The sequence below is a fragment of the Scopulibacillus darangshiensis genome (assembly GCF_004341035.1).
Classification (GTDB): domain Bacteria; phylum Bacillota; class Bacilli; order Bacillales; family Sporolactobacillaceae; genus Scopulibacillus; species Scopulibacillus darangshiensis.
Genome location: NZ_SLXK01000047.1, coordinates 21386 through 33326, shown reverse-complemented (window position 1 = coordinate 33326; position 11941 = coordinate 21386). Strand labels below are relative to the sequence as shown.

The window sequence follows — 11941 nt, the reverse complement described above, 5'->3', positions numbered from 1 at the left end:
CTCCTAATCCCCATATAGTGAAATTTAAGTATATAAAAAAATACCTGTAGATAAAACACTCTTTTTCAAGTGTCCTAACTACAGGTACCATTTTACACGAAGCGCCCTTTTTCCCAACTAAGACAGCACCGCACGGTCACTGGCCATTTGCTCGCCTCGGATCCTTCGAAATTCCTCGAGCAGCTGCTCAACTGTCAAGTTTTGTTTATCTTCCTTTCCAACATCGAGAATGATTTGCCCTTTATCCATCATGATCAGCCGGTTGCCTAAATCGATGGCTTGCTGCATGTTGTGAGTGACCATCATAGTAGTCAGGTTGTGTTTTTCGACAATCTCCTTGGTCAAAGTGGTGATCAATGCCGCGCGGGATGGATCCAAGGCTGCTGTGTGCTCGTCAAGCAGCAGGATATCCGGCTCGGTAAATGTAGCCATCAAAAGCGACAAGGCCTGCCGTTCGCCGCCGGATAGCAGGCCAACTTTGGCTGTCAGCCTGTCCTCGAGCCCAAGATGCAATGATTTTAATGTTTCACGGAAAAATTGACGCTTACCTTTAGTGACGCCTTTCTTCATTGTCCTTTTTTTGTCACGGGAGTAGGCCATCGCTAAATTTTCCTCAATCGTCATCGTTGGCGCTGTGCCCGCCATGGGATCCTGAAAGACCCGGCCAATAAATTTAGAACGCTTATATTCAGGCAGGCCGGAGACATTTCTGGCATTGATGATTACCTCGCCAACATCGGGTGTCAGGACGCCGGATACAATGTTCATCAGCGTTGATTTCCCGGCGCCGTTACTGCCGATTACAGTGACAAAGTCCCCGGGTTCAAGCAGTAATTGAATGTCCGAAAGAGCGATCTTTTCATCCACTGTCCCTTCGTTAAATACTTTGTGTATGGATTTAAGTTGAAGCAATGTCATCACCCTCTCCTTTGACGGCCTTTTGCCATGCCTGCCGTTTCTTTGCGCGTCTTCTTTTTTCTTTATTAGCCTCGATGACTTTAGGCAGGACAAGGGAGAAAATAACAATCACTGCGGTAATAAGCTTCATGTCGCCTGTATCAAGGAACTCAATTCTAAGGGCAATGGCAAGAATGACCCGATAAATAATAGCACCGAGTATAACCGCCAAGGTTGCTCTTGCAATCGATTTGGTCCCGAACAGCGCTTCACCGATAATAACAGAAGCAAGCCCGATGATGATCATGCCAATCCCCATCCCGACATCGGCGAACGCCCCGTATTGAGCAATTAGAGCACCAGAAAAAGCAACGAGGGCGTTGGAAATGCCGAGTCCCAAGACCGTTAATCTGTCAGTATTAGCTGACAGGCTGCGAATCATCCGTTTGTTATCGCCGACGGCTCTTATAGCGAGACCCACTTCTGTTTTGAGGAACCAGTCAGTGATCAGTTTAATTAGGATGACAACGATGATCATAAAAAAGAAAATGCCCCAGGTCTTAGGCAAGCTGTCACCAAGCCCGACCATTTCCAGAAAGGAATTGAAAGGCGCATCCAACCCTAGCTTCTGCCAGAATGATGTCATCATTGAAAAAGACGTTTCCTGTCCCAGCAGCGGGACATTGGGCTTTTGATCCATAATTCTTAAATTAACGGAATAAAGTGCAATCATCATAAGAATACCGGATAGTAAAGGGTTGATTTTTCCTTTAGTATGAAGGATGCCGGTAATACAACCGGCGATGAATCCAGCTAGACCGCCTGCGATGGTTGCCAAAAATGGATTCTGGCCATGAACAATGAGAATGGCAGCCGTCCCTGCTCCTGTAACAAAGCTGCCGTCTACAGTAAGATCAGGAAAGTCTAAAATTCTAAAAGACAGGTAGACTCCTAGAGCCATAATCGCATATATAATGCCGGATTCCACAGCACCGAACAAGCTTGCAAACATATGTATAGCTCCTTCCTTCGCAAAGTTGCATATTAAGGGGCACAAGGGGAGTTGTTTACTCCCCCGAGTCCCAATAATTTATTTAATAAAATCTGCCTCTTTTTCCCACTCTGGTTTGATTTTAACGCCCATTTCTTTAGCGGCCTTTTTATTAATGACGAGTCTTAAATCTTTCGGATATTGTACAGGAAGTTCTGATGGTTTCTTTTCGCCTTTAAGAACCTTCACGGCCATCTTGCCTGCTTCATAGCCAACCTCACGGAAATCGAAGCCATATGCAGCGAAGCCGCCGCGTTTTACCGAGTCCAATTCTCCTACAAAGAGCGGGATGTTCTTATTCCGGGCGACGCCGATGACAGATTCCAAAGCGGACACAACTGTGTTATCCGTTACAATATAAAAGACGTCGGCCCGTCCAACAAGCGATTGTGCCGCTTGCTTGACTTCCGCTGATGTTGTGACCGTCGCTTCGACGGGCAACAAGTCAGTCCCTTTCATCGCCGCTTTGACACTATTAACCTGTGATACGGCATTGATTTCACCTTTGTTATAAATTAAGCCGACCGTTTTTGCATCGGTCTGTTCATCAATGAAAGCCACTGTCTTTGGAATTGCATGTGGATTAGTGTGTGTTGTACCTGTAATATTCGGTCCCGTATGATCCATGCTTTTTACTAGCTTCGCCCCAACTGGGTCTGCAACCGAGGCGAAAATAATCGGGATGTCACTGGTCGCGTTTAGAGAGGCCTGTGCACTCGGCGTTGCATTAGCAAAAATAAGATCGACGTTTTCACTAACCATTTTCTTGGCCATCGTTTGGACACTGTTCGTGTCACCCTGAGCATTTTGTTCATCATAGTCAACTTTCAGACCGTTTTCTTTGATCGCTTCTTTAAATCCTACTGTCGCTTCATCCAAAGAAGGGTGTTCAACATATTGGTTTATGCCGATTTTGAATATTTTCCCTTTAGCGGCTTTGTTATCACCGCTTGATTCTTCTGAGGATTTTCCGCATCCAGCGAGGACAACGATCATAACGAGCAGCGATATCGTTAAACTCTTCCATGTCTGTTTCTTCAAATCTGGGGCTCCTTTCTTTTAAAAAATGGGTCGTTATTCGATGAATTCCGCTTTTTTATCCCATTCTGGTTTAATTTTAATACCCATTTTCTTAGCGGCCTTTTTGTTAATCACAAGCTTTAACTTTTGCGGATATTGGACAGGCATCTCAGAGATTTTCTTTTCGCCTTTCAAAACTTTAACAGCCATAACGCCCGCTTCATAGCCAATATCATAGTAATCAAAGCCGTAAGCCGCAAAACCGCCCCGTTTGACGGAATCCAGTTCTCCTACAAAGAGGGGGATGTCTTTACTGTCAGCAACGCTGATCACAGATTCCAACGCAGAAACAACGGTATTATCTGTTATGACATAGAAAACATCAGCGCGTCCGACGAGGGATTCCGCTGCTTGCTTCACATCCGCAGATGTCGCCACGCCTGCTTCAACCGTAGTTAAGTCGGTGCCTTTCATGGCATCCTTGACAGCTTTTATCTGGGCTACGGAATTTTGCTCGCCTTTGTTATAAATGAGCCCGACCGTCTTCGCATCTGTTTCCTCATCGATAAATTTCACTGTGTTAGGGATCGCATCTGGGTGCGTGTCCGTTGTGCCGCTGATGTTGCCGCCGGGTTTATCCATGCTTTTGACAAGCTTTGCCCCTAAAGGATCGGTAACTGAGGTGAAGATGATAGGGATATTGTTCGTCGCATTTAATGATGCTTGTGCGCTCGGCGTTGCATTGGCAAAAATAAGATCGACATTTTCACCAACCAGGTTCTTAGCAATGGTTTGGGCATTGTTCATATTTCCTTGCGAATTTTGGACATCATATTTTACCTTTAAACCGCTGTCTTTAATGGCGGCTTTAAAGCCTTTTGTTGCTGCATCAAGAGAAGGGTGCTGGACATATTGGTTAATGCCAATTTTATACGTTTTGCCTTCATCCTTTGAACCATCCGTTTTTTTCCCTGATGTTTTATCCGATGTGCCGCAGCCCGCGAGAGCAAGCATCAAGACTAACAAAACACCTGTAATGACCTTCCATGATCGCATCAACGATTCCCCCTGATCTTTGATTAATAGATGTGTATTGCTAAAGGTGACTTTATACTACTCTTTAAAAGTTCGCACTTAAGGCCGGATTCCCTGCTTGTTTTTGAAAATTTAAAAGGTGATGACATTTAATGAAAAGGTATAATGGGGGGCAAATATAGGGTATAGCATTAGAAATTGGGAAGGGAAAGGGTGTCACTATTGATTATCTATGAACGTGAGGATGATTTCGTCATGATCGCACAGGATGATCACGGCAGGGTGTCAGGTGGCTTTGCCAATGCATGGCGGGAAGATCTCTTTCTTGGCAAAGACCGGAGAGAGGATGTTGAATATGCGGTGTCCGAGCATGACCGCAGCTGGCTTGCTATGGATGACACGCCGATTTGGAATGATGAGCTGGGAGAGCCTTATTCTTTTATGGATTATCCGCTCTCGCTGCGGATTGTTTTTTATAAAAAAGGCATTGATGAAACAACATGCCAAAATCCCTATGCAGGACTGCTTTGCAGCCTGCACTATACCCATTTGATGGAGGGGAATGATGACGAGGCTGTAAAGTCTTTTGTGCACGAAGAAACAGAACGCCAGCAAAAACTAATGTCCGAATTTAATCTGTCTGGCAAACAGTCACAGGACATGATTAAAGAACATAGGAAATTACTAGGGTTCTGTGATAATTTATCACTATTTATTTGTATGAATGAGCCCATGACAGCGCTTGAGAATACAGGGTGGTTTGCAAAAGGCTTTAATGAACGGTTTAACTTTTTTGATAATGAAAAGATCGTTCCGAACTGGCTGAAAAGGGAGAGGGTGACCTTATCTCATTTTCCATTTTCAGATCATCTTACCGTTCAGTTACCATTAAGAAAGGTAAAAAAGGAATTAATTAAGGAGATTGGTATTGCCAAAGCTTATCGGATGACGCCGATAAAGAGCAGGACAGTGACATTTACACGGGAGGATTGAAAATTAAAAAGGGACAGTCAGTTGACTGCCCCATTCCTAATAAGTATTTTACTTCCCAATTTCTTGAACCTTTTTGCTGTATTCACGCACTTTGTCGAATTTAGAGTCATTTGATTTAACATAGCCGACATGAGTATAAATGGCTTCGATGATTTTTTGGCCTTTAGGGTCTTTGCCGATATCAATAAAGGCATTGGCGATCTTTTCTTTCCACTTATCTGACATATCCGGGCGGACACTGATCGTGTCATTAGGAATTTTCTCTGTTGTATAGAGGTAGTGCGTCTTTTTGAAGACATCAGGATATTCGCCTTTAACGATGTTACGTGCATCGATAAAGACGGCAGCCGCATCAACGTCACCGTTAAGAAGCGCTGTGACGCCTTTGTCATGGCCTTGAAGCTGAACACCTTGAACATCCTTTTGCGCGTCAATGCCATGCTTTTTCATTTCAACTGCAGGCCATACATAACCAGCAGATGATGTTGGTGATTGCCAGCCGATTGTTTTGCCTTTTAAATCTTTAAGACTTTTTATTCCTGAGTCATTTTTAACAAGAATGCCTGCATAATAGTAATCTACTTTTTCATCTGTATTAGTGCCGTCCTTAGGGTTAACACCATAACGTTGTGCCTGAAGAAGGACATCTGCGTAGCCTTTCTTATGGGCCATAACATAGTCAGTCGGCGGTAAAAACCCGAGATCAAGCTGTTTTGAGCCCATTGCTTCAACCACACCATTATAATTAGTTGTTACTGTTACTTTAACAGGAATATCGAGTTTTTTTTCAAGCAGCTTTGCAAGTGGCTTTGCTTTTGCCTCTAGTGTTTCGGCATTTTGAGATGGAACGAATCCAATGTTGAGCTCTTTAGGAACATATGCGTCTTTTTTGTCCCCGCTTGAGCTTTTGCTATCGCTTCCACAACCTGCAAGAAGGCCAATAGCCAAGCCCAGGGTTGCAAATAATGCAACAAGCTTTTTAATCATAAAGATACCCCCATAAAAGTATTTTGAAGATTCCACTTTAATCATATAACATTATAAAAAATAAATAAATGTCCATTTTTTAAACTTGTGTCATTATTTTGTAAACCCATTTGATTGACCTGGTAAAATAAATGTATGAAAGAATTGAAAGGGTTGAATTGATGGAAAAAATGAAACTTATTATTTTGGAAACTTCCGATGTCCATGGCAATATCTATCCGATTAACTATGGGACGAACGGCAAAGCGGATGTTGGCATGGGAAAAGCGGCAGCGCTTATTAAGAGGGAGAGGGACCTCTATGATCATGTTATGCTGATTGATAACGGAGATATGATTCAAGGTACACCTTTAATGTATCATTATGCCCGGATAGACCAAAAGCGGGACAATCCCATGGTGCTTCTGGCGAACGATTTGCATTATGATGCCGCTGTTTTTGGGAACCACGAGTTTAATTATGGCCAGGAGGTTTTATTAAAAGCTGTAAAGGAATCGTCATTCCCGTGGCTGTCAGCAAATATTTTGGAAGAGGACACGCGAACACCTTTTTACGGTAAGCCGTATATTGTGAAGGCTTTTGCAAATGGCTTAAGAGTTGGTGTTCTTGGATTAACGACACATTACATACCGAATTGGGAGAAGCCTGAGCACCTGGATGGCATGGTATTTGAAGATGCAGTTGTTTCGGCCAAAAAGTGGGTTAAGTATTTGCGCGAAGAAGAGAAGGCTGATATTGTTGTTGTCGCCTACCATGGCGGATTTGAACGGGATCTTAATACTGGTGATGCTACAGAAACGCTGACAGGCGAGAATCAGGGTTATCAGCTCTGTCAAGAAGTAAGTGGCATTGATGTGCTGTTGACAGGGCACCAGCACAGGCAAATTGCCGATAAGGTGATCAATGGCGTGATCGTCGTCCAGCCGGGAAACAACGGCATCGCGGTAGGAAAAGTCAGCCTAGATATCGTAAAGAGGACGCATGGCTGGGAAATTGTCAGTAAGTCCTCGGAACTATTGTCTGTCAACGATGTAGAGGCTGATTGCAATCTATTGGAAAAAGTGAAAGTGTATGAAGAGGGGACGCAAAAATGGCTGGACCAGCCGATCGGCAAAATTGAAGGCGATATGGCTGTAAAGGACCCCATGGCGATTCGAATCGAAGATAACCCTTTGATTGAGTTTATTAATCGCGTCCAAATGGAAACAGCTGGAGTGGCTATTTCCAATACAGCGCTCTTTGATAACCATTCACGTGGATTCCCGGAGCATGTAACCATGCGCGATGTGGTGTCAAATTATATATATCCCAACACCTTAAAGGTCATCCGTATCTCAGGTCAGGATATTAAGGATGCCCTTGAGCGCTCAGCATCCTATTTCAAGCAGTATGATGGCGGGGGCATTGAAGTGAGCCCTTCTTTTACCACACCGAAGCCTCAGCATTATAATTATGATATGTGGGAGGGCATTGATTACTTAATAGATATTTCCAAGCCGGCGGGTGAGCGGATTGTAAAGCTTGATTACCAAGGTGCACCGCTCGCAATGGACAAGGAATATGATGTTGTTATGAATAACTACCGCTCCGGGGGCGGCGGAGAGTATTTAATGTATAAAGATAAGCCGGTGATCAAGGATATTCCAATTGATGTCTCAGAACTGATCGCAAATTATATCTTAGAGAAAAAAGTTGTCAAAGCGACCGTTGATCAAAACTGGAAAGTAATTTATTAGAATAAATAAAAGGGTATATTTGGCCCTTTTTTCCTCTGCTTAGGAAATCATAAAAGGTCGACTCGCGGAAAACCTTTAGGGAAAATAGATGAAAACCCAAAGCCGATAAAAAGTAGTGCGTGAGGTCGTTCATCAAGGCGATTGAATCCTAAATCGTTTGGATGAAATATATAATTATGGTAACGTAAACCGAAAAAGCACCACAGTACCATTTCAGGCGTGCTTTTTGTCATTTTAAGGCGGGATATTTATATGATTTTAAAAAATGATTGGTCGACCTATTTGGGTCAGGAGTTTGAAAAAGACTACTACTTAAAGTTAAGAGACTTCCTTAAAAAAGAATACAATAATAAGACGGTATATCCGGATATGTACGATCTGTATAATGCATTGCACTATACAACCTATGAAAATACGAAAGTGGTCATTCTTGGGCAGGATCCTTACCATGGTCCAGGACAGGCACATGGCCTTAGCTTTTCGGTACAACCTGGAGTCAAGCAGCCGCCGTCCCTGCAAAATATTTTTAAAGAGCTGCGGGATGATTTGGGTTGTGCCAATCCGGAGCACGGTTGTTTAATTGAATGGGCGAAGGAAGGCGTGCTGTTGTTAAATACGGTTTTGACTGTCAGAGGAGGTGCGGCTAATTCCCATAAGGGCATGGGCTGGGAGCAGTTCACTGATCAAGTCATTCGCACGTTAAATCAAAGAAAGGCACCGGTTGTGTTTATTTTGTGGGGCAAACATGCCCAAAATAAGCAGGAGCTGATAACGAATGATCACCATTATATTATAAAATCGCCGCATCCGAGTCCATTTGCTGCTCACCGCGGTTTCTTCGGCAGCAGACCATTTTCCAAAGCGAATGCTTTCCTTGAATCTGCCGGTAGGGAGCCCGTTAATTGGGAGCTTTCCATTGAACCGCCCGAAATTGAGGCCAAATGAATTTACCCCCCATCCCTGTTTATGGAATGGGGGGTAAATTTTTATAATGTCAAATGGCGGTTGACCAAAAAGGCTGATAAGCGGATCATATCGGGCGTGCCTTTGTATTGCGGATCACACCCATCAAGGTTCCAAGAGCCACAGGAAAAGGGCTAATCAAAGTGATTAAACAAAGCCATCCTATGGGCGGAATACTAACGCCACATGGGATGATTTTGTTATGGTTATAATATGAATAATATTAAAGTGTTCACGGGAGGGATACATATGATCAATAGCATTTCGGATACAGTGGTGTTAAATAACGGCGTCGAAATGCCAAGGTTTGGCTTAGGTGTCTACAAGGCAGAAGACGGTAATGAGGTGACAAATGCAGTCAGGTCAGCGATCCATGCCGGTTATCGCAGCATTGATACCGCATCTTTCTATAAAAATGAAAAAGGTGTCGGAGAAGGCATTAGAACAGCTGATGTATCACGTGACGAGCTTTTTATTACGACGAAGGTTTGGAATGATGAACAAGGTTATGACGAAACATTAAAGGCATTCCAGCAGAGCCGTGAAAAACTTGGTGTAAGTTATCTTGACCTTTATTTAATTCACTGGCCGATCCGCGGGAAATTTAAGGACACATGGCGGGCGCTAGAAAAGCTATATAAAGAAGGTTATGTGCGGGCGATTGGCGTCAGCAACTTCAAGCCCCATCATTTGCACGAACTCCTTGCTGACAGTGAGTTCGTGCCGGCTGTCAATCAGGTTGAATTTCACCCGAGACTGACCCAAGAAGATACCAGGGCATTCTGCTATGATCACCGCATCCAAATGGAGGCCTGGAGTCCGATGATGCGCGGGCGGCTGTTCGATCATCCAGCGATCACTTCGCTTGCGGAGAAGTATCAAAAAACACCGGCACAAATCATTTTGCGCTGGGATCTGCAACATGATTTTGTGACAATTCCTAAATCTGTTCATGAAGAGCGGATCAGACAAAATGCCAATGTCTTCGATTTCGAATTAGATAAAGGCGATATGGACCGCATTGATGCTTTGAATACGAATGAACGGATTGGCCCTGACCCTGACAAAATGGGGCAGTAAAGAAAACTTGGCTTATCGCCAAGCTATAATGGCGAAAGCCTTAGTTGCCCTTATACTTTATCCCGCTTTTTCGCTTTAGCGAACTTAAACATTCTTAAAGTGTAAAGAAAAAGGGGCTGCCGAAATCTTCCGGCAGCCTTTTTCTTTAATACATATTTGCTCCGGGCTGTGCGGCCCAGACATAATTTTTTCCCCAGCTATCACGGGCGAGTGTTTCAATTTTTTTTATCACATCATCATTAACGGCTTGTGTTTCCCCAATTTCAAAAGGATCATAATGAAAAGCATACATTCGGGAGACAAATTCATGAAAGGGAAGTGAAGATTCGCCCTCTTCTTCGCCATTTCCAAAAATTGAACAAATGATATTCTGCCCCCAATTTTGCCCGCCATCGTTATTCGGATTGTAAAAATAAACCCTCATAACACCGCTCGGGTCAGCCTTGATCCTCTGTATAGAGATGGCATGGAGCCCAAGCAGATTGGCATGAACGTTAGTGATGAAAATACCCACCGGATTTGGATAAATCAATTCATGACCGCCATTATAGTCAGGGTGGTGTGTAGCATAAAAGCGGCGGACAAAGCCTTCATAATCTGAAATAACACTTGTGTATGGATCAGTCACAGCAGTAAAGCCGTCTGAAACCCAACGGCCATAGATTGCCGGATTGACCCACTTATGGCCGTCCTCACCGCGAAAGACCATCCGCTTCATCATCTCATCATAAATCCGATCCAAATGCGGGACAAGGATTAATGAAATTGGATCCAATTCTTTATTCAAATCAGGGGCCAAACCCCCAGCCAAAGATTTCGAATTAATCGCTGACCCTTCAAGGGGCATCTCAATTTCCCGGTCTCTTGCCGCTTTAGCTATAAGCTCCAAAAGTTTGCCTGGTGCATGCTGGGCCCAAAGGCTAATGCCTCTGGCTGATTGGCAAGTCGGATTCATCCCTTGACCGATTCCTAAAGGCTGCCCTAATACGCTGATTGTACCGGCGACCATTACCCCGTTAGGTGTCACCCCTTGGGACTCGAGGGTTTTCCCAACCTCAGGATGGATGTCAAGATCAATCAGGCGGCGCAGGCCCGGTGCCACAGGCAGGGATGACAACACACCGCGATTAAGCAACAAGGATAACCCATAAATGGATTGGCATGTGGCAGGAAAGACAGCGATATCGATCATTTTTTGAATGAGAGCAACGTGCTCTTCAAAATTGGCTTTTCCTTTGTCACTAAGACACAAGGCCGTTCCGACCAGCTCAGGTTTTGCTTTATTGATGTAACGAAGGAAATCAGCATGATAAGGACAAACGAGACCTGTCTTTGTCATCGATTCACTAAAAAGCTCCGCTTCACGATAAAGTTCATTCTGGCCGGCCGTTTTAATTAAATTTTCATAACCCACGCTGTTTAGTACCTTTTTACTGATCGGCGTAGGGCCAGAAATGGCTGTTTCATACTTTTTTAATTTTTCCCGGTCCGCTTTTGTTGTTGTTTTTGTGACTGCTTCTTTTGCGGTTAGAATCATCTTGGTAATGCGATTGACCATAATCGGGCGCTGCAGAGCCAGCCTGTCGATTTCGGAAAGTAAGCTATGGAGAATTGCATTTAAGGAGAGATGGTCTGCTAAAAATTGAAAAAGGATATTGGCGCGCTCTGTTTCAGGTCCGGCTTCTATCCTTGAAGACTCAGATGTATCTGGAAACAACAGATTAATGTTATGAGCCATAACCTCATTCAAGAAATAGGAAGCGTCTTTAGACGTGACCTGACTGTTCTCATATCTCCCTTTAGCTATTGCTAACATTCGTAACTCGCTTAATACCTCCAGCAAAGCGGTGTTTCCCGTGGCTTTCAACGTACCGGCCACAAGTATAGGCTGCAGTTTGGAAGGCTGCTCCCAAGGGGTATCTGTGAACAGACCGGCTTCTTCAAATTGATCAGCAAAACCATAAAGATGCTCAATGCCTTTTTTATCCTGCATCATACGCCTTGCAAGCTGCAGCACCTCATTGCGATGCAGTGTCTTTGCAAAGGATTTGGCATTCTCCAATGTGTCGAAAGCTTTAGAAAAATCATCAAAGGTTTTTGCAGTAAGATTCGACATTTCAACATTCTCCTTTTAAATTAATGCAGCTTCTTATAGAAACCCGGCTGACTTTTAGTGGAC

At 43.9% G+C, this 11941-nt stretch carries 10 protein-coding genes; 4 read left to right on the top strand and 6 right to left on the bottom strand.

The genetic code is table 11. The features are described 5' to 3' along the window. Positions 1-117: 117 nt before the first annotated feature. The 4 genes from EV207_RS19940 to EV207_RS19925 form a co-directional block, all read right to left on the bottom strand. A complete protein-coding gene (locus EV207_RS19940; RefSeq protein ID WP_132747920.1) occupies positions 118-912 on the bottom strand; it encodes an ABC transporter ATP-binding protein in 795 nt (264 codons plus the stop codon). Beyond that, positions 899-1909, bottom strand: coding sequence for an ABC transporter permease (locus tag EV207_RS19935; protein ID WP_132747914.1), 1011 nt, complete (start codon positions 1907-1909; stop codon positions 899-901). The genes EV207_RS19940 and EV207_RS19935 overlap by 14 nt, the downstream gene beginning before the upstream one ends. A 78-nt stretch (positions 1910-1987) precedes the next feature. Then, the gene (locus tag EV207_RS19930; RefSeq protein ID WP_132747919.1) at positions 1988-2944 is read right to left on the bottom strand and encodes an ABC transporter substrate-binding protein; all 957 of its coding nucleotides are present in this window, start codon (positions 2942-2944) and stop codon (positions 1988-1990) included. Between the two features lie 78 nt (positions 2945-3022). Then, a complete protein-coding gene (locus EV207_RS19925; protein ID WP_132747913.1) occupies positions 3023-4024 on the bottom strand; it encodes an ABC transporter substrate-binding protein in 1002 nt (333 codons plus the stop codon). Between the two features lie 192 nt (positions 4025-4216). On the opposite strand from EV207_RS19925, the gene EV207_RS19920 reads away from it, so the two are divergent. Further along, positions 4217-4996: a DUF3891 family protein gene (locus EV207_RS19920; RefSeq protein ID WP_243647172.1), complete on the top strand. Its 780-nt coding sequence runs from the start codon at positions 4217-4219 to the stop codon at positions 4994-4996. A 48-nt stretch (positions 4997-5044) separates the two neighbouring features. Here the strand turns inward: EV207_RS19920 and EV207_RS19915 are convergent, their stop codons facing one another. Continuing rightward, positions 5045-5983: a phosphate/phosphite/phosphonate ABC transporter substrate-binding protein gene (locus tag EV207_RS19915; RefSeq protein WP_132747912.1), complete on the bottom strand. Its 939-nt coding sequence runs from the start codon at positions 5981-5983 to the stop codon at positions 5045-5047. 161 nt (positions 5984-6144) lie between these two features. On the opposite strand from EV207_RS19915, the gene EV207_RS19910 reads away from it, so the two are divergent. The 3 genes from EV207_RS19910 (at position 6145) to EV207_RS19900 (ending at position 9762) form a co-directional block, all read left to right on the top strand. Further along, positions 6145-7719 (top strand): bifunctional metallophosphatase/5'-nucleotidase, encoded by a 1575-nt coding sequence (locus tag EV207_RS19910; protein WP_132747911.1) that lies wholly within the window; start codon positions 6145-6147, stop codon positions 7717-7719. Between the two features lie 252 nt (positions 7720-7971). Beyond that, positions 7972-8664, top strand: a complete 693-nt coding sequence (locus tag EV207_RS19905) for a uracil-DNA glycosylase (RefSeq protein ID WP_165887020.1) — start codon at positions 7972-7974, stop codon at positions 8662-8664. Positions 8665-8931: 267 nt separating this feature from the next. After that, positions 8932-9762, top strand: a complete 831-nt coding sequence (locus tag EV207_RS19900; RefSeq protein ID WP_132747910.1) for an aldo/keto reductase — start codon at positions 8932-8934, stop codon at positions 9760-9762. A 145-nt stretch (positions 9763-9907) separates the two neighbouring features. Here the strand turns inward: EV207_RS19900 and EV207_RS19895 are convergent, their stop codons facing one another. Continuing rightward, a complete protein-coding gene (locus tag EV207_RS19895) occupies positions 9908-11878 on the bottom strand; it encodes a hypothetical protein (RefSeq protein ID WP_132747909.1) in 1971 nt (656 codons plus the stop codon). Positions 11879-11941: the final 63 nt, after the last annotated feature.

Excerpts from the sequence above, each read along its gene's own strand:
- EV207_RS19935 (WP_132747914.1), bottom strand. The coding sequence starts at position 1,909 with ATGTTTGCAAGCTTGTTCGGTGCTGTGGAATCCGGCATTATATATGCG.
- EV207_RS19930 (WP_132747919.1), bottom strand. The coding sequence starts at position 2,944 with ATGATCGTTGTCCTCGCTGGATGCGGAAAATCCTCAGAAGAATCAAGC.
- EV207_RS19925 (WP_132747913.1), bottom strand. The coding sequence starts at position 4,024 with ATGCGATCATGGAAGGTCATTACAGGTGTTTTGTTAGTCTTGATGCTT.
- EV207_RS19915 (WP_132747912.1), bottom strand. The coding sequence starts at position 5,983 with ATGATTAAAAAGCTTGTTGCATTATTTGCAACCCTGGGCTTGGCTATT.
- EV207_RS19910 (WP_132747911.1), top strand. The coding sequence starts at position 6,145 with ATGGAAAAAATGAAACTTATTATTTTGGAAACTTCCGATGTCCATGGC.
- EV207_RS19905 (WP_165887020.1), top strand. The coding sequence starts at position 7,972 with ATGATTTTAAAAAATGATTGGTCGACCTATTTGGGTCAGGAGTTTGAA.
- EV207_RS19900 (WP_132747910.1), top strand. The coding sequence starts at position 8,932 with ATGATCAATAGCATTTCGGATACAGTGGTGTTAAATAACGGCGTCGAA.
- EV207_RS19895 (WP_132747909.1), bottom strand. The coding sequence starts at position 11,878 with ATGTCGAATCTTACTGCAAAAACCTTTGATGATTTTTCTAAAGCTTTC.